The organism is Kitasatospora sp. SC0581 (assembly GCF_048159585.1).
Classification (GTDB): domain Bacteria; phylum Actinomycetota; class Actinomycetes; order Streptomycetales; family Streptomycetaceae; genus Kitasatospora.
The window spans coordinates 137,568-153,841 of sequence record NZ_JBLRWA010000013.1 but is presented as its reverse complement, the minus strand read 5'-3'; the positions used below and the strand labels follow the sequence as shown (position 1 = coordinate 153,841).

Sequence of the window (16,274 nt, the reverse complement as noted above, 5' to 3'; positions counted from 1 at the left end):
GCGGGCCCGTCGACCGGAGCTCAGGCCTTCCAGCGCGGATCGCGCCCCGAGGCGGCCAGCGCGCGGTCCCACGCGGAGGCGTCCTCCGGCAGCGCCACCGACTCGGCGAAACCCGCGTACCGGCGGTACAGCTCGGCGTTCTCCGCCACGATCTCCCCGGCCAGCAGGGCGAGTTCCTCGTCGACCCCGATGCGCCCGCCGGTCGCCCGGGCCACGTCCCAGCCGTGCAGCAGCAGCTCCAGGACCAGCATCCGGGCGATCCCGACCGCCGGTACCGGGGCGCCGCCGAGGTCGACGTCGCCCTCCCAGACGGCCGGGTCCGCCCAGGCCGCGACCGCGCGCTCCAGCTGGGCCGCGTAGCCGGAGCGCCAGTCGGCGTCGGCGGTGAAGTCCCGCGCGCCGAGCTCCTCGGGCAGTTCGACCCGCCGGGCCCGATGCTCCAGGCCGTGCGAGGTGTAGAGCACCCAGTGGTTGATCAGCGCACGGGTGTCGAACTCCGTGCAGGGCGTCGGCGCGTCCAGGGGCTGGTCGGCCGGGACGGCGGTGGCGACAGCGGCGGCGGCGGAGGCGGCGCGGGCCAGGAGCGGGTGCATCGGGTGGGCGGTCATGGCGCCGATTCTGCGCGGGGCCGTACCGGCCGGTCTTGAAGAAACGCGACGGCTAGCCTGGCGGCATGGGCACGGACCCGCTGGACCCCCTGGACCCGTTGGAACCCCCGGACGCTCCCGGCCTCGGCCGCGGCGTGCTCCACCCCGCCCGGGCGGCGGAGCTGATCACCGTGGACCGGCTCGTCCCCGACCCGGCCGTGGCCCGGTTCGTCGAGTACTACTGGCTGGTCCGCTGGGACCTGCGCGGCCTGCCGCCGTACGAGCAGAAGGTGCTCGCCCATCCCAACGTCCACCTGGTCTTCGAGGCCCCGCGGGCGCGCGTGTACGGGGTGGACCGCTCGCTCTTCGTCCGCCGCCTGGAGGGCGCGGGGCACGTGCTGGGCGCGCGGTTCCGGGCCGGCGCCTTCCGCGCCCTCGCCGGGCACCCGGTGAGCGGGCTGGCCGACCGGTCGGTGCCCGCCGCCGAGTACTTCGGGCCCGGGGCCGACCGGTTCAACGCGGAGGTCCTCGGGGCGTCCGGTGACCCCGCGGCCCTCGCCGACGCCTTCCTCCGCCCCCGGCTGCCCGAGCCCGACCCGGTCGCCGCCGAGGTCGCCGCGATGGTGGACCGGATCACCGGCAGGCCGGACCTGTGCCGGGTGGACGCGCTGGCCGCCGAGCTGGGCCTGACGGTCCGCCGCCTCCAGCGCCTGTTCGCCGAGTACGTCGGCGCCTCCCCGAAGTGGGTGCTGCGCCGGGCCCGCCTCCACGAGGCCGCCGAACGCGCCGGGACGGACGGCGGGTTGGACCTGGCCGCGCTCGCCGCCGAGCTGGGGTACGCGGACCAGGCGCACCTCACCCGGGACTTCGCCGCCGCCGTCGGCGTCCCCCCGGCCCGCTACTCGGGGGCGGGTCAGGCTCCGAGGAAGCGCTGCAGCTCGTCCAGGACGTAGTTGGCCCCGGTGTACCCGATCCCCTGGAACCACAGCTGGTCGTCGACCGGGAACGCCCGGTGCCCCTTGACCGCCCCCAGCGCCTGCCAACCCGGGCTCGCCAGGGCGGCGTTGGCCCCGGACAGCTCCGGATCGCCGTACGTCGCGTACAGCAGCAGGTCGCCGTCGGCCCTGGCGAGCTGGTCCAACGGGATCTCGGTGTCGGACTGGTCGACGTTCTGCGCGTCCGGCCGGCCGACCTGGGCGTCGGCGAGCACCGTGCCGGGGAAGCTCTGCCGGCCGAACAGCCGGATGCCGCCGCCCTCCACGAACCGCACCAGGCTCACCTTGCGCCCGGACAGCTTGGCCGCCGCCAGCGCCTGGGCCACCTGCCCGGCGTGCTTCTGGTACGCGCCGGCGAAGGCCGCCGCGGCCGCCTCCCGGTTGAGCGCCTGGGCGTGCAGCTGGAAGTCGGCCTTCCACGGCGCCCCGGCGGTCTGGGTGAGCACGGTCGGGGCGATCTCGCGCAGCTGCTCGTAGCGGTCGCCGTCGCGGGTCTGGTTGGAGAGGATCAGGTCCGGCCGCAGCGCCCGTACGGTCGGCAGGTCGGGCGAGCCGGCCGGGCCGACCAGCCGGATCCCGGCCGTCCGGGAGGTCGGCCAGTACTCGGGGTAGCGGGTGTCGCGGGCCGGGAGCGCGGCGCCGACCGGGGTGATGCCGAGGGTCAGCGCGGAGTCGAGCACGTCGGTGTCCAACACGACCACCCGCATCGGCGCGCCCGGCACCACGACGGGGCCGGTGGCGGCGTTCACCGTCACCGGCGGCACCGGGGTCGGGGACGGCGAGGCGCCGCCGGCGGGGCCGTCCGCGGTCGCCGGGGCCGGCCGCCGGGCGGCGGTGCAGCCGGTGGCCGCCGCGAGCGCGCCCGCGCCGAGGCCGGTGAGGAGGGTGCGGCGGGAGATCCGGGGCATCGGCGGTCCTCTGGCGGCGCGGTGGGGTCGGGGCGCCGTCGATTATGTCCGAAATGGCACTTAAAGTGCCGTTAAGCGTGGGCCGTCAGGCGCGAGTGGCGTCCGGGGCGAGCGCCGCCCACGGGGCGCCCGGCACGACCAGCGGCGTGCCGGTCACCGGGTCCGGCACCACCACCGAGTCCAGTCCGAACACCTCCCGCACCAGCTCGGCCGTCACCACGTCCCCGGGCGCGCCCTGCGCCACCACCCGGCCGTCCCGCATCGCCACCAGGTGGTCGGCGTACCGGGCGGCCTGGTTGAGGTCGTGCAGCACCGCGACGACCGTCCGGCCGCGCTCGACGTTCAGCCGGCGGACCAGGTCCAGCACCTCCACCTGGTGCGCGATGTCCAGGTAGGTGGTCGGCTCGTCCAGCAGCAGGATGTCGGTGCCCTGGGCGAGCGCCATCGCGATCCAGGCACGCTGGCGCTGGCCGCCGGACAGCTCGTCCATGCTCCGCTCGGCCAGCTCGGCGGTGGAGGTGCGCTCCAGCGCCTCCGCGACCGCCGCCTCGTCCTCCGGCGACCACTGCTGCCACCAGCTCTGGTGCGGCTGGCGGCCGCGCGCGACCAGGTCCGCCACCGAGATGCCCTCGGGGGCGGACGGCGACTGCGGCAGCAGGCCGAGCCGCTGGGCGATCCGCTTGGTCGGGATCCGCGCCAGCTCCTCGCCGTCCAGCAGCACCGCGCCCCGGACCGGCTTCAGCAGCCGGCCGAGGGCCCGCAGCAGGGTCGACTTGCCGCACGCGTTCGGGCCGACGATCACCGTCACCCGCCCGTCCGGGACGGCCACGTCCAGGTCCTCGACGACCGTGCGCGCCTCGTAGGCCAGGGTGAGGCCCCGGGCCTCCAGGCGGTGTTCGGACATCAGGAACCTCCACGGCGGGATCGGATCAGCAGCCACATCAGGTACGGCGCGCCGACCAGGCCGGTCACCACGCCCACCGGCAGCTCCGTCGGAGCCAGCAGCCGTCGGGCGACCAGGTCGGCGAGGACCACCACCAGCGCGCCGGTCAGCGCCGAGCAGAACAGCGGGACCTGCGCCGAGCGGGCCAGCCGCAGCGCGATCTGCGGGGCCATCAGCGCGACGAAGTCCACCGGCCCGGCGGCCCCGGCTGCGCACGAGGCCAGCACGATGCCGAGCAGCGCCATGCCGAGGCGGATCCGGTCCAGGCGCAGGCCGAGGCCGACGGCGGTGGCGTCGTCGAAGGAGATCGACCGCTGGGCGCGGGCGGCCCACAGCGCGACCGGCACGGCGGCGAGCAGCACCCAGGCGAGCCAGTCGGCCTGGTCGTAGCCGGCGCCGTTCAGGCTGCCGGTCATCCAGACCTTGGCGGCCTGGGCCTGGAAGCCGTCGCCCTTGGTGAGGAAGACGGAGGTGAGCGAGGACAGCGCGACGCTGATGCCGATGCCGATCAGCACGAAGCGCTGCGCGTGCAGGCCGCGCCTCCAGGCCAGCGCGTACACCAGCAGCCCGGCCACCAGGCCGCCGGCCACCGCCGCGTACGGGGCCTGGCCGGTCGAGCCGACCACGCCGTACGCCATCAGACCGACCACGGTCGCGGTCGCGCCCCAGGTCACGCCGACCACGTCGGGGCTGGCCAGCGGATTGCGGGCGACGGTCTGGATCAGCGCCCCGGCCAGCCCGAGCGCCAGGCCGACCAGCAGCCCGACCACCACCCGGGGCAGCCGGAACTCGCCGACCACCAGCTCGTGCGGGCTCGGCCGGCCGAGCACCACCTTGACCACCTCGGACGGCGCGACGGTGGACTCGCCCAGGCAGAGCGAGGCCACCACGGTCGCCGCCAGCGCCACCAGCAGCCCGACGGTGACGGCCAGCGAGCGCCGGTGCACCAGGAACGACGCCCGCCCGGCCCGGACGACGGTGTAGCCGCGCAGCGAGACCTTGCGGGAGACGGATGCCGTGCCGGGGACGGAGCTCGTACCGGGGACGGAAGTCATGCCGCCACCACCTTGCGGCGGCGGACCAGGGCCACCAGCACCGGGACGCCGACCAGCGCCGTCATCACGCCCGCCGGGACCTCGGACGGCGGGAACAGGACCCGGCCGAGGGTGTCGGCGAGCAGCAGCAGCGCCGGGCCGAGGACGGCGGAGAAGGCGAGGATCCAGCGGTGGTCGGCGCCGGCCAGCGCGCGGGCCGCGTGCGGGACGGCGAGGCCGACGAAGGCGATCGGGCCGGCCGCCGCGACCGCCGAGCCGGTAAGGACGGTCGCGCCGAGCGCACCGACCGCCCGGACCAGGCCGGTCTTGGCGCCCAGCCCCTTCGCGGTGTCGTCGCCGAGCGCCAGCGCGTCCAGTCCGCGCGCCACCGCGACCACCAGCACCGTGCCGACGGCCAGGAACGGCAGCAGCTGCCAGGCCACGTCCGAGGTCCGTCCGGAGAGCGAGCCGACGTGCCAGAAGCGGAACTGGTCCATGGTGGCCGCGTCGGTGGTCAGCACCAGGGTGTTGAGCGAGGCGATGAAGGCGGACGTCGCCGAGCCGGCCAGCGCCAGCTTGATCGGCGTGGCCCCGCCCCGGCCGCGCCCGGCGAGCCCGTACACCAGCACGGTGGCGATCACCGCGCCGGCGAAGCCGAACCAGACGTACCCGGTGAGGGTGGAGACGCCGAAGCCGGAGATGGCGACCACCACGCCGGCCGCCGCGCCCTGGGAGACGCCGAGGATGCCGGGGTCGGCGATCGGGTTGCGGGTCAGGCCCTGCATGACGGCCCCGGCCAGGCCGAGCGCCGCGCCGACGGCCAGTCCGACGACGGTGCGCGGCACCCGCAGTTCGCGGACCACCACGGCGTTCGCGGTGTCGCCGCCGTGCAGCAGGGCGTCCAGCGTGTCGCCGAACGGGATGGTCCGGCTGCCGACCGCCAGGCTCAGCAGCACCGCGGCGGCCAGCACGACGAGTGCGGCGGCCAGCCACAGTATTCGGCGCCGCGGCGCGCGGTACGGCGCGCGGGGCGCACCGGGCGGTGCGCTGGTGTCGGTCATGGGCCCTCTCCGCTGACAACTCAGGCAAACCTAAGTTCCGCCGTGAAGCCCGGGCAAATCGCCTCGTGGCCCGGGGCACCCGTTGGGTAGCCTGGCGGCATGCCCGCGACCTCACCCGCCCCGCTCACCGTCGGCTTCGACCTCGACATGACGCTGCTGGACACCCGGCCGGGTATCCGCGCCACCTACCTGGCGCTCTCCGCCGAGACCGGCACCCCCATCGACGCCGACCTGGTGGTCACCCGGCTCGGCCCGCCGCTGCTGGACGAGATCCGCAACTGGTTCCCGGAGCACGAGGTGGAGCGGGCCGTCACCCGCTACCGCGAGCTCTACCGCGACCACGCCTTCGCCCCGACCGTGGCCCTGCCCGGCGCGCACGCCGCCGTCGAGGCGGTCCGCGCCCACGGCGGCCGGGTCGCGGTGATCACCGGCAAGTACGAGCCGAACGCCCGCCTCCACCTGGAGCACGCCGGGCTGGCCGCGGACACCGTGATCGGCGACCTGTGGGCGGAGACCAAGGGCGACGCGCTGCGCGAGCACGGCGCGAGCGTCTACGTCGGCGACCACCTCGGCGACATCCGCGGGGCCCGGCACGCCGACGCCCTCGCGGTCTGCGTGCCCACCGGCCCGTACAGCGCGCGGGAACTCCACGAGGCGGGCGCGGACGTGGTGCTGGACGACCTCACCGGCTTCCCGGACTGGCTCGCCGGCCACCTGGCCGACCGCTAGGGCGGGCGCCGGAGCAGGCCCGCGGGCCTCAGGAGCCGGAGGGCCTCAGGACTCGACCGGCTCGATCCGGCGGCGCTGGGCCCGCGCGTTCAACAGCAGTCCGGTCAGCGCGGCCAGGAAGCCGGCCGGCATCAGCATGCTCAGCCAGTACGCGGCCGTCGGCAGCGGCGTCAGGTGCAGGAACAGCGGGACGAAGGTGACCAGGGTGGCGAGCGCGCCGAGACCGAAGACGATCACCCCGGCCTTGACGTACACGTCGCCGGGGTCGGCGCTCTGGCTGCTCACGTCTGCTCACTCCTACGGGCCGGTCGGAACTGCCCCCAGTCTGGCAGAGCGGCCGCCGGGGAGGCCCACCGGAGCGGGCCGGTCACGTTGCGCAGTTTCCCGGCAGCTGAACGTTTTGATCCCTGTTGAGCGGGGGTATGCACGGGGTGCCGAGGGGCGCTACAGGTGCGCCCCGCGTCCTCAGACCCGGGGGTGTGAGCCGATGGACCGCGCGGAGCCGCGCCCCGGCCGTGCCAGTGCCGGGTCGCCCGTGACCGCGAGATCCCGTTCCCGCCGCCCCCACCGGGCCTCGGAACGCGGGTCCCTCGCGGAACGCGGATGAGGCAGTGACGGACGGTTAGTCTGCTCCTGACCGCGTGCCGGCCACGAGCGCCCACGGGCGCCGAGCCGAGGTCGGCCGCCTTTCCCCACCACCCAGTGATCCCCGGCCAGGGCCGGGATCCCTCACACCCATTCGAGGACTGTTCGAGATGCCCACCGGCCAGGTCAAGTGGTTCAACGAGACGAAGGGCTTCGGCTTCCTGTCGCGCGACGACGGCGGGGACGTCTTCGTCCACACCAAGGCGCTGCCCGACGGTGTCACGTCGCTGAAGCCGGGTCAGCGGGTCGAGTTCGGCGTGGTCGCCGGCCACCGCGGGGACCAGGCGATGGCCGTGCAGCTGCTGGACGCACTGCCCTCGGTGGCCGCCGCCCAGCGGCGGAGCGCCGACGACATGGCGCCGATCGTCCAGGACCTGATCACCACGCTGGACGCGGTGCTGCCCGGCCTCCAGCGCGGGCGCTACCCCGCCAAGCCGACCGGCCAGAAGCTGGCCGGTCTGCTGCGCGCGGTGGCCGACAACTTCGACGTCTGACGGGGAGCCGGACAGCCCTGGAGCCGGAACGCGCTGAAGTCGGAACGCTCTAGAACGCCAGCGCACCCGGGTCGAGCGGGGGCACCAGCCCCTCCGCGGCGGCCCGGGTGAGCAGCGCGCGGACGGCCGCGTAGCCCTCCTCGCCGAGGTCCTCGGTGAACTCGGTGACGTACAGCCCGATGTGCTGCTCGGCGACGTCCAGGTCCATCTCCTGGGCGTGCGCCAGCACGTACCCGCGGCTCGCGGCCGGGTCCGCCCAGGCCTGCCGGACGGAGGAGCGGATCGCGTCGGCGATCTCCCGCAGCCGCTCGGCGCCGAGCGAGCGCCGGGCGACGATCGCGCCCAGCGGGATCGGCAGGCCGGTCTCCCGCTCCCAGGCCTCGCCCATGTCGGCCAGGCTGTGCAGGCCGTACTGCTGGTACGTGAAGCGGGCCTCGTGGATGACCAGGCCGGCGTCCACCCGGCCGTCCCGGACGGCGGGCATGATCTCGTGGAACGGCAGGACGACGATCTCGCCGAAGCCGCCCGGCACCGCCTTCGCCGCCCAGAGCCGGAACAGCAGGTAGGCGGTGGAGCGCTCGGAGGGCACCGCGACGGTCTTCCCGGCCAGGTCGGCGGGGGAGTCCACGCCCGGCAGGGTGAGCACCAGCGGGCCGCAGCCGCGGCCCAGCGCGCCGCCGCAGGGCAGCAGGGCGTACTGCTCCAGGACCCAGGGCAGCGCGCCGTAGCTGATCTTCAGGACGTCCAGCTCGCCGCGCTCGGCCTGCCCGTTGGTGATGTCGATGTCGGCGAAGGTCACCTCGGGGGCGTCCGCCCCGGGCACCAGGCCGTGCGCCCAGGCGTGGAAGACGAAGGTGTCGTTCGGGCAGGGCGAGTACGCGATGCTCAGCCGTTCAGCCACGGCCGGCCTCCTCAATCGGTTCGTGGTGCGGATGCCAGCTCGTGGACGGGCAGGGCGGCGAAGGCCCGTTCCAGCGCGCCCAGGGCCTCGCCGATCCGCCAGGCGGCCCGGTCGCGCGGGCCCACCGGGTTGGACACGGTGCGCAGTTCGAGGGCCGGCACGCCGTACCGGGCGGCGGCCTCGGCCACGCCGAAGCCCTCCATCGCCTCGGCGACGGCGCCCGGGTGGCGGGTGGCCAGCGCGGCGGCGCGCTCGGCGCTGCCGGTGACGGTGGAGACGGTCAGCACCGGGCCGGTCACGGCGTCCAGCGCCCGCGCGGCCAGCGCGACGGCGGCCGGCGGCGGGGTGTGCCGGACGGTGCCGAAGCCCAGCTCGGTGACGTCGGCGAAGCCCTCGGGGGTCTCGGCGCCGAGGTCCGCGGCCACGATCGCGTCGGCCAGCACGGTGGCGCCGACCGGGGCGAGCGGGGCGAAGCCGCCGGCGATCCCGGCCGAGACGGCCAGGGCGTACGGGTGGGCCGCCAGCGCGGTGGCGGCGGCGGCCGCGGCGGCGGCCGGGCCGACCCCGGCGGCCAGCACGTCCACCGGCACCGCCAGGGCCCGGTGCAGCGTGCCGCCGGGCAGCGGCAGCGCGGCGGACCCGCCGGGCAGGCCGCGCAGCACCGCCTCGGCCTCGGCGGCGACCGCGACGACGACGAGCAGCCGGGCCCCCGCGGGGTCCGACCGCTCGCCTCGGCCGTCGGCGACGGCGTGCGCGGTCATCGCGGGACCGTCAGCTGTCCTGGGTGTTCAGCTGGAAGTACCAGACGGCGATCGGGGCCTCCTGGTTCGGGTCGCCCTCGACCACGGTCACCACGGTCTTGCCGCTGGAGTTCAGCAGCTTGCCCGCGGCCTGGGCGCCGGACCAGGTCTGGCCCTTGGCGGCCGAGAACAGGCTGTAGCGCCCGCCCTGGTTGGCGGAGCCGCCGTTGGTGAAGGCCCACCAGCCCGTGTCGGCCACGTTCGGCGAGACGCCGACGCCGACCCGGTCGCTGCCCACGACGTCCGAGGAGGGCAGCGAGCCGTCCTTCAGCGCCTTGGTCGCGTCCTCCTGGCACTGCTGCTGCTGGTCCTCGGTGAGCGGGCTGCCGCCGTTCCAGCACAGCGGCTGCGCGACGACCGAGGAGTTGCCCACCGTGAGCGTGGCCTGGTGGGAGATGTGCTCGGTCTGGCCGGCGGCGATGGCGACGGAGGTGCCCACCGTGGCGGCGCCGACCACGACGACGGCGCCGAGGGCGGCGATGGCACGGGAATTGAGGCTCATGCGTCAGAATCTACCGGGCCGGGCCGATCACGCGACGCGGGGGTAGGCACCGCGTGTTGCCGCACCGCCCCGTTCAGGCCACCCGGGGGGTCGCCGGGTGCCGCCGCAGGCCCACCCGGAAGAGCGAGCGGAGCGTCCACAGCAGCGCCAGGCCGACCACCCCGGCGGCGATCGACAGGCCCAGCTCCCCGTTCAGCGGCAGCAGGATGCCGACCGCGCCGCCGGCCACCCAGGACACCTGCATCAGGGTCTCCGACCGGGCGAACGCCGAGGTCCGCACCGCCTCCGGGACGTCCCGCTGGATCAGCGCGTCCAGCGCCAGCTTGCCCAGCGAGGCCGCCATCCCGGCCACCCCGGCGACCAGAACCACCGTCACCACGCCGTACCAGAGCGCGGCCGCCGCCGTCACGCAGGTCGCCAGCAGCAGCATCGCGGCGACCGTCGCCTCCGGGCCCCGGGTGCGCAGCCAGGAGCCGAGCACCGAGCCCAGCGCGTTGCCCGTACCGGCCGCCAGCGCCACCAGGCCCAGCGCCACCGTCGGCCGCAGCCCGCCGATCGGCTCCTCCCGCAGCAGGAAGGCCAGGAACATCACCAGGAAGCCGACCAGCCACTTCATCGCCGACATCGCCCGCAGCGCCAGGATCACCGAGGGGCCGACCGTGCGCAGCGAGGCCTTGACCGGCGGCGGCCGGTGGTGGATCAGGTGCGAGCCCTCGCCGTGCACCTCGGCGTGCAGGACGGCCCGCTGCTCGCCCTTGGCGGAGTCCACCGTGGGCGGCAGGTGGAAGGCCATCAGGGTGCCGACGACGAACACCAGGAAGGCGCCGCGCAGCGGCCAGCCGGGCCCGATCAGGTGCAGCAGCCCGCCCACCGCGGCGGCCACGCCGGTGGCCAGCAGCCCGGCCAGGGTGACCCGGGAGTTCGCCTTCACCAGGGACAGCCGGCTCGGCAGCAGCCGGGGCACCACCACGCTGCGCACCACCCCGTACGCCTTGGACGCGACCAGCACGCCGAGCGCCTCCGGGTAGAGCGCGATGCCGCCGCCGGCGATCACCCCGGCCATCGTCCAGGCCAGCACGGCGCGGGCCAGCATGGCCATCGCCATGGCCGCCCGGCGGCCGTGCGGGAGGCGGTCCAGCAGCGGGCCGACCACCGGGGCCAGGAGGGCGAACGGGGCCATCGTGATCAGCAGGTAGAGCGCGACCCGGCCGCGGGCCTCGCCGGTGGGCACCGAGAAGAAGATGGTGGACGCCAGCGCGATGGTGATCAGCATGTCGCCGAAGGAGTTGAGCGCGTGCAGCTCGATCAGCTTGGCGAGGCCGGACTCGCCCGCGCCCTCGGCGGCGGTGGCCCGGCGGATCCGCCGGCCGGTGCCGTGCACCACCTTGCCGGTGCGGGAGCCGGCGGCGGAGGCGGTGCGGACCAGGAAGTGCCGGCGGGGCTCGGGGACCTCGTCCCCGAACTCGTCCTCGTCCCCGTGCCCGTCCGGCTGCCGCGCGGTCCGGTCGGGGGCTCCCGGCGTCTCCGGGGCCTCGTTCCCGGGCCGGTCCGGGGGGCCGGCGGGCGCCTCGGGGCCGTCCGCCGGCTGCGGTTCGTCCGCGCCGGGGACCGGGGGCTGCTGTCGCGGCACGGCGTCCGCCTGGTCGGGGCTGCCGGCCTGCGGGGCGCGCAGTGCGTGCTGCGACGGGTCGTGGTCCGCCACAAGCCCATCCTGCCCCAGAAACGCCGAGCCGACGCGGGACCGGACTCCGCTCGGCGCGGCCCCGGAGCGGCCGTGTCCGCCCCGGACTGTGCCGGGGCACCGGCCGACGGGTAGCCTGCCCAAGGTCGACCCGCCGGAGCGCCGGGGCGCCGGCAGGCCGGTCGAGCGGCGCGGCCGGTACCCGAGGGGGCTCCCGGTCGCGCAGAATGGACGAGGGACACCGAGCCGCGACGGAACAGGCAACACGCCGTGGGCGACAGAAGAACTGGGAGAGAATCGACGCCGTGAGTGCTGCGATGCGAAGCCGTACCCCCGACCGGCTCTGTGCCGAGGCCGTCGAACTCGCCCGCCAGGCCGCCGAGGAGGCCGTCGGTGCGGAGGCCGTCGGGCCGCACCTGGGCGTCCAGGCCGACGCCGACCGCGTCGTCACCCACACCTTCGAGTGCCTGGACGCGGCCTACCGCGGCTGGCACTGGGCGGTCACCGTCGCCCGCGCCCCGCGCGCCAAGAACGTGACCCTGGACGAGGTCGTGCTGCTGCCGGGCGCCGACGCGGTGCTCGCCCCCGAGTGGGTGCCGTGGAGCGACCGGCTGCGCCCCGGCGACATGGGCCCGGGCGACCTGCTGCCCACCGGCGCCGACGACCTGCGGCTGGAGCCCGGCTGGACCGGCGAGGACGAGCCGGCGCCGAACTCCGCGGTCGCCCTGGTGGACGACGAGGACCTGGTCGTCACCGACCCGCACGTCCAGCCCGCTCCGGCCCGCGCCCGGATCAACGCCGTCGCCGAGGAGCTGGGCCTCGGCCGCAGCCGGGTGCTCTCCCGGCTCGGCCTGCACCTGGCCGCCGAGCGCTGGGAGAAGTCCCACGGCCCGCAGACCCCGATGGCGCAGGCCGCCCCGGCCTCGTGCGCGAGCTGCGGCTTCCTGGTGCCGATCGGCGGCTCGCTCGGGCAGGCCTTCGGCGTGTGCGGCAACGAGTTCGGTCCGGCCGACGGCCAGATCGTCTCCTTCGCGTACGGCTGCGGCGGGCACTCCGAGGCGGCCGTCATCCCGGCTCCGCCGGCGCCGTCCGAGCTGATCCTGGACGAGCTGGTGGTCGAGCCGCTGCCGCTGCACCCGGACCGCGCCTCCGGCTCCGTCGAGCCCGACGGCCCGGCCGAGGAGCTCGGCCACTCCTGAGCCCCGGGCCTTCCCTCGGGTCTGTCTTCCGCGGCCCGCACTGGTCACCGACCGGTGCGGGCCGCGGTGCTGTCCGGACGGTTCCGCGCGGCTCCGGGCGGGCGGCGGGGGCGCCGTCGGCGCCGTCCCGGGGCCGACGCCGGCGGGGTCCGTGGTCGGGAGCAGTCGGTGGGGCAGGGAAGAATGCCCTACGACGAACAGGGCAGCGGAAGGTGGCAGGTCCAGTGGAACCTCGGATCATCGGCAGCGGCACGGACGAGCACCTCGCGGACCCCTTCGGGAGCGCCGCGCTGCGCCGGCGGGTGCTGGACGCCTGGGCCGCCTCGCCGTCCCGGTTCCGGGAGGACGCCAACGCCGAGGAGGAGCTGGCGCTCGGCGGCTACCGGGACCGCCTGGTGGTCGAGTTGGCGCAGAACGCGGCCGACGCCGCGGTCCGGGCCGGCCACGGCCCCGGCCGGCTGCGGCTGACCCTCGCCGACGGCGTGCTCGCCGCCGCCAACACCGGCGCCCCGCTGGACGTGGCCGCCGTCGAGTCGCTGTCCACCCTGCGCGCCTCCTCCAAGCGCGGCGAGGCGCCCGCCGTGGGCCGGTTCGGGGTCGGCTTCGCCGCCGTCCTCGCGGTCACCGACGAGCCCGCCGTGCTGGGCGCCGGCGGCGGGGTGCGCTGGTCGCTCGGGGAGGCCCGGTCGCTGGCCGGGGCCCAGCCCGAGCTGGCCGAGGAGCTGCGCCGCCGGGACGGCCACGTGCCGCTGCTGCGGCTGCCGTTCGCGGCCGAGGGCACCGCCCCGGAGGGCTACGACACGGTGGTCGTGCTGCCGCTGCGGGACGCGGCCGCCGAGGACCTGACCCGCCGTCTGCTGGCCGGGATCGACGACGCGCTGCTGCTCACCCTGCCCGGCCTGTGCGAGGTCGTGGTGGAGACCCCGGACGGCGTCCGGACGCTCACCCGGGACGCCGCCGAGACCCGCCCGGACGGGGTCACCGAGGTGACCGTCACCGACGACGCGGACGGCCGGCCGCGGCGGACGGTCTGGCAGACCGCCGGCGCCTCCGGCACGCTCGCCGCCGAGCTGCTGGCCGACCGGCCCACCGAGGAGCGCGCCCGCCCGTACTGGACGGTGACCTGGGCCGTCCCGGTCGGCGAGGACGGCGCCCCGCAGCGGCCCCGGATCGCCTCCGTGCTGCACGCGCCCACCCCCAGCGACGAGCCGGTCGGCCTGCCCGCGCTGCTGATCGCCTCCTACCCGCTGGACTCCACCCGCCGGCACGTCGCCCCCGGCCCGCTGGCCGACTTCCTCACCGAGCGGGCCGCCGACAGCTACGCCGAGCTGCTGCGCGCCCGCGGCGCCGACCTCGGCTCGCTCGGCCTCGTCCCGGCCCCGCTCGGCCAGGGCGCGCTGGACAACGCGCTGCGCGCCGGGGTGCTCTCCCGGCTGCCCGACACGCCGTTCCTGCCGCACCCGGCGCCGGTCGAGGAGGGCACGCCCGCGCTGCGGCCCCGGGACGCGACGCTGCTGGAGGGCGCGGACGGCTCGGTGGTCGAGGCGCTCTCGCCGATCTTCCCCGGGCTGCTGCCGGCCGGCCTGGAGCGCCGTACCGAGCTGCGGGTGCTGAACGTGCGCCGGGTGCCGCTGGCCGAGGTGGTGGACCAGCTCGGCGGCCTGGACCGCGAGCCCGCGTGGTGGCGCAACCTGTACGCGGCGCTCGGCGCGGCCGACCCGGAGGCGCTCGGCGCGCTGCCCGTCCCGCTCGCCGACGGGCGGACGGTCACCGGGCCGCGGCGCGTCCTGCTGCCCTCCGAGGACGCCGACTGGGCGGCCTTCCCCGGCTATCCCGGGTCGCTCGCGGGCGCGCTCGCGGCGCTCGACCTGCGGCTGGCCCACCCCGAGGCCGCCCACCCGCTGCTGGCCAGGCTCGGCGCCGGCACCGCCACCCCGGCCGGGGTGCTGGACACCCCCGAGGCGCGGGCCGCCGTCGCCCGCTCCTACGAGCTGGCCGAGGACGACCTCGACGCGGCGCTCGAACTCGCCGACGCCGTCCTGGCGTTGGTGAAGGCCGCCGCCCCGGAGCCGGGCGCCCACCCCTGGTTGGCCCGGCTGGCGCTGCTCGACGACGAGGGCGAGCCCGCCCGGGCCGGCGAACTCGTGCTGCCCGGAAGCCCGTTCGCCGCGCTCGCCCGCGAGGAGGACGCCGGCTGGGTGGACGACGAGCTGCTGGAGCGCTGGGGGTCCGAGGTGCTCGCCGCGGTCGGCGTGCTGGCCGACTTCGTGCTGGTGCGCGCCGAGGACGTGGTGCTCGACCCGGACGACCTGGAGCGGCTCGACCCGACCGTCCCCGCCGACCGCGCGGCCGGCGGCCACCCCACCGGCCTGCTGGACGAGGCGCCGGACGGGCTCGCCGAGTGGGCCGAGGACGCGCTGGAGGCGTTGCAGGCCGACGAGGCGGTCGGCGTCCCACCGGTGGCCGCCGAGCTGCTGGCCGTGCGCGACCTCGACCTGGTGGACGACGACGCCTGGCCGGAGGCGCTCGCCGCGCTGGCCCGCCCGCCGTACCGGGAGGCCGTGGTCGGCCCGGTGCGCACCCTGCTGCCGGACGGCTCGTACGCCGACCTGCCGCCGTACACCGCCTGGTGGCTGCGCGACCACCCGGTGCTGGCGGGCCGTGAGCCGGCCGGCCTGCGCGCCGCCGGGGCCGACCCGCTGCTGCGCGGCCTGTACGACGAGGCCCGCACCACCCTGGACGAGCAGTTCCTGCACGCGCTCGGGGTGCGCACCACGCTGGCCGCGCTGCTCGCCGAGCCGCACGGGCCGGACGAGGTGCTGGACCGGATGACCGACCCGGACGCCGAGGTCGGCCACCGCCAGCTGCACGGCATCCACACCGCGCTGGCCCGGGTGGACCGCGAGCGGATCGAGCCGCTGGACGTGGTGCGGGCGCTGCCGCCGATGGACCCGGACACCGGGCGCCGGCCGGCCCACACCGTGGTGGTGGACGCCACCGAGGCGGTCGTCGCCGACGCCCCCGACCTGGTCCAGCTGCTGCACCCGTACCCGCTGCTGCCGGTCGCCCCGGCGCTGGCCGCCGACCTCGCCGAGCGGCTGCACGTGTCGCTGGCCAGCGAGGTGGCGGGCGGCCGGGTGCTGTCCGAGGGCGTGCTGCACCGGGTCCCGGCGGTGGTGCGGGAGCTGCTGCCCGGCTGCCCGGTCGCCTACGAGGAGCACGAGGAGCTGCTGGTCGTCGGGCCGGACGGCGGCGAGGCGGCGGTGGACTGGCGCTGGGACACCGGGGCGGACACCCCGGAGCCGCCGTACGACCCGGAGCTGGCCGAGGCCGGCGACGAGGACGACGAGTTCGAGGTCCCGCCGGTGCCCGGCCTGCTGCACGCGGCCACCCCGGAGGGCCTCGCCGCCGGGCTGGCCTGGTCGGTCGGGCAGTGGCACCGCCGCTTCGAGGTGCTGGCCGCGCTCAGCGAGCCCGACCGCGCCTACGAGCTCTCGGCCGCCCGGGACTTCGAGGGCTGAGCCCCGCGGCGCGCACCGGTCGGCCGGTCGGTGCGCGCCCGCAGCCGCCGGTAGACGGCGGTGGTGGCGGTCAGCCAGACCGCGCCGAGCGTCACCAGCGCGGCGGTCCGCAGCGCGGGCGTGGGCCGGACGGTCAGCCCGACGCCCGCCATCGCCAGGGCGGCCAGTCCGGCCGCCGCCAAGCCGCCCAAGAAGGCGATGAACGCCTCCAGGTCCCCACCCCTGCGTGCCATTCGGCACCCCCTTCCGGGGTCATCATCGGGTGTGCGCGGGG

At 76.6% G+C, this 16,274-nt stretch carries 16 protein-coding genes; 5 read left to right on the top strand and 11 right to left on the bottom strand.

All coding sequences use genetic code 11. The features are described from left to right. Positions 1-20: 20 nt before the first annotated feature. Positions 21-608, bottom strand: a complete 588-nt coding sequence (locus ACLWS4_RS21390; RefSeq protein WP_049660441.1) for a TIGR03086 family metal-binding protein — start codon at positions 606-608, stop codon at positions 21-23. A gap of 65 nt (positions 609-673) precedes the next feature. On the opposite strand from ACLWS4_RS21390, the gene ACLWS4_RS21385 reads away from it, so the two are divergent. Next, complete coding sequence (locus ACLWS4_RS21385; protein WP_416874920.1) at positions 674-1,540, top strand: AraC family transcriptional regulator; 867 nt, start codon at positions 674-676, stop codon at positions 1,538-1,540. On the opposite strand, the gene ACLWS4_RS21380 is transcribed toward ACLWS4_RS21385, so the two are convergent. The 4 genes from ACLWS4_RS21380 to ACLWS4_RS21365 form a co-directional block, all read right to left on the bottom strand. Further along, on the bottom strand, positions 1,501-2,490 hold the full coding sequence (locus tag ACLWS4_RS21380) for an ABC transporter substrate-binding protein (protein WP_416874919.1): 990 nt from the start codon (positions 2,488-2,490) through the stop codon (positions 1,501-1,503). The genes ACLWS4_RS21385 and ACLWS4_RS21380 overlap by 40 nt on opposite strands. 85 nt (positions 2,491-2,575) lie before the next feature. Beyond that, complete coding sequence (locus tag ACLWS4_RS21375) at positions 2,576-3,394, bottom strand: ABC transporter ATP-binding protein (protein WP_074005463.1); 819 nt, start codon at positions 3,392-3,394, stop codon at positions 2,576-2,578. Continuing rightward, on the bottom strand, positions 3,394-4,488 hold the full coding sequence (locus tag ACLWS4_RS21370; RefSeq protein ID WP_074005464.1) for a FecCD family ABC transporter permease: 1,095 nt from the start codon (positions 4,486-4,488) through the stop codon (positions 3,394-3,396). Before ACLWS4_RS21370 ends, ACLWS4_RS21375 begins: the two co-directional genes overlap by 1 nt. Next, the gene (locus ACLWS4_RS21365) at positions 4,485-5,528 is read right to left on the bottom strand and encodes a FecCD family ABC transporter permease (protein ID WP_049658474.1); all 1,044 of its coding nucleotides are present in this window, start codon (positions 5,526-5,528) and stop codon (positions 4,485-4,487) included. Before ACLWS4_RS21365 ends, ACLWS4_RS21370 begins: the two co-directional genes overlap by 4 nt. A gap of 99 nt (positions 5,529-5,627) precedes the next feature. Between ACLWS4_RS21365 and ACLWS4_RS21360 the strand changes: the two genes are divergently transcribed. Next, positions 5,628-6,257 (top strand): HAD family hydrolase, encoded by a 630-nt coding sequence (locus tag ACLWS4_RS21360; protein ID WP_049658472.1) that lies wholly within the window; start codon positions 5,628-5,630, stop codon positions 6,255-6,257. A 45-nt stretch (positions 6,258-6,302) separates the two neighbouring features. Here the strand turns inward: ACLWS4_RS21360 and ACLWS4_RS21355 are convergent, their stop codons facing one another. After that, positions 6,303-6,542, bottom strand: coding sequence for a hypothetical protein (locus tag ACLWS4_RS21355; protein WP_049658468.1), 240 nt, complete (start codon positions 6,540-6,542; stop codon positions 6,303-6,305). A 470-nt stretch (positions 6,543-7,012) separates the two neighbouring features. On the opposite strand from ACLWS4_RS21355, the gene ACLWS4_RS21350 reads away from it, so the two are divergent. Further along, complete coding sequence (locus ACLWS4_RS21350) at positions 7,013-7,396, top strand: cold-shock protein (RefSeq protein ID WP_049658465.1); 384 nt, start codon at positions 7,013-7,015, stop codon at positions 7,394-7,396. 49 nt (positions 7,397-7,445) lie between these two features. Here the strand turns inward: ACLWS4_RS21350 and ACLWS4_RS21345 are convergent, their stop codons facing one another. From ACLWS4_RS21345 to ACLWS4_RS21330, 4 genes are all read right to left on the bottom strand, one after another. Further along, a complete protein-coding gene (locus ACLWS4_RS21345) occupies positions 7,446-8,297 on the bottom strand; it encodes a 1,4-dihydroxy-6-naphthoate synthase (protein ID WP_079272738.1) in 852 nt (283 codons plus the stop codon). A gap of 11 nt (positions 8,298-8,308) precedes the next feature. Then, positions 8,309-9,058 (bottom strand): futalosine hydrolase, encoded by a 750-nt coding sequence (locus ACLWS4_RS21340; protein WP_416874918.1) that lies wholly within the window; start codon positions 9,056-9,058, stop codon positions 8,309-8,311. A gap of 10 nt (positions 9,059-9,068) precedes the next feature. Beyond that, a complete protein-coding gene (locus ACLWS4_RS21335; protein WP_049659504.1) occupies positions 9,069-9,599 on the bottom strand; it encodes a hypothetical protein in 531 nt (176 codons plus the stop codon). A 73-nt stretch (positions 9,600-9,672) separates the two neighbouring features. Further along, on the bottom strand, positions 9,673-11,025 hold the full coding sequence (locus ACLWS4_RS21330) for an MFS transporter (RefSeq protein WP_049659510.1): 1,353 nt from the start codon (positions 11,023-11,025) through the stop codon (positions 9,673-9,675). Positions 11,026-11,597: 572 nt separating this feature from the next. Between ACLWS4_RS21330 and ACLWS4_RS21325 the strand changes: the two genes are divergently transcribed. Together ACLWS4_RS21325 and ACLWS4_RS21320 are read left to right on the top strand one after the other, a co-directional pair. Continuing rightward, entirely contained in the window at positions 11,598-12,479 is an 882-nt protein-coding gene (locus ACLWS4_RS21325) for a DUF3027 domain-containing protein (protein WP_049659506.1), read from the top strand. A 224-nt stretch (positions 12,480-12,703) separates the two neighbouring features. Next, a complete protein-coding gene (locus ACLWS4_RS21320; RefSeq protein WP_416874917.1) occupies positions 12,704-16,000 on the top strand; it encodes a sacsin N-terminal ATP-binding-like domain-containing protein in 3,297 nt (1,098 codons plus the stop codon). Here ACLWS4_RS21320 and ACLWS4_RS21315 read toward each other — a convergent pair. Next, positions 15,964-16,233: a hypothetical protein gene (locus ACLWS4_RS21315; protein ID WP_049655012.1), complete on the bottom strand. Its 270-nt coding sequence runs from the start codon at positions 16,231-16,233 to the stop codon at positions 15,964-15,966. The two genes, ACLWS4_RS21320 and ACLWS4_RS21315, sit on opposite strands and share 37 nt — an antisense overlap. Positions 16,234-16,274: the final 41 nt, after the last annotated feature.

What these genes read in the sequence shown, in the direction of transcription:
- ACLWS4_RS21335 (WP_049659504.1), bottom strand. Translation starts at nt 9,599, where the DNA reads ATGAGCCTCAATTCCCGTGCCATCGCCGCCCTCGGCGCCGTCGTCGTG.
- ACLWS4_RS21360 (WP_049658472.1), top strand. Translation starts at nt 5,628, where the DNA reads ATGCCCGCGACCTCACCCGCCCCGCTCACCGTCGGCTTCGACCTCGAC.
- ACLWS4_RS21375 (WP_074005463.1), bottom strand. Translation starts at nt 3,394, where the DNA reads ATGTCCGAACACCGCCTGGAGGCCCGGGGCCTCACCCTGGCCTACGAG.
- ACLWS4_RS21350 (WP_049658465.1), top strand. Translation starts at nt 7,013, where the DNA reads ATGCCCACCGGCCAGGTCAAGTGGTTCAACGAGACGAAGGGCTTCGGC.
- ACLWS4_RS21380 (WP_416874919.1), bottom strand. Translation starts at nt 2,490, where the DNA reads ATGCCCCGGATCTCCCGCCGCACCCTCCTCACCGGCCTCGGCGCGGGC.
- ACLWS4_RS21370 (WP_074005464.1), bottom strand. Translation starts at nt 4,488, where the DNA reads ATGACTTCCGTCCCCGGTACGAGCTCCGTCCCCGGCACGGCATCCGTC.
- ACLWS4_RS21325 (WP_049659506.1), top strand. Translation starts at nt 11,598, where the DNA reads ATGCGAAGCCGTACCCCCGACCGGCTCTGTGCCGAGGCCGTCGAACTC.
- ACLWS4_RS21365 (WP_049658474.1), bottom strand. Translation starts at nt 5,528, where the DNA reads ATGACCGACACCAGCGCACCGCCCGGTGCGCCCCGCGCGCCGTACCGC.
- ACLWS4_RS21315 (WP_049655012.1), bottom strand. Translation starts at nt 16,233, where the DNA reads ATGGCACGCAGGGGTGGGGACCTGGAGGCGTTCATCGCCTTCTTGGGC.
- ACLWS4_RS21385 (WP_416874920.1), top strand. Translation starts at nt 674, where the DNA reads ATGGGCACGGACCCGCTGGACCCCCTGGACCCGTTGGAACCCCCGGAC.
- ACLWS4_RS21390 (WP_049660441.1), bottom strand. Translation starts at nt 608, where the DNA reads ATGACCGCCCACCCGATGCACCCGCTCCTGGCCCGCGCCGCCTCCGCC.
- ACLWS4_RS21340 (WP_416874918.1), bottom strand. Translation starts at nt 9,058, where the DNA reads ATGACCGCGCACGCCGTCGCCGACGGCCGAGGCGAGCGGTCGGACCCC.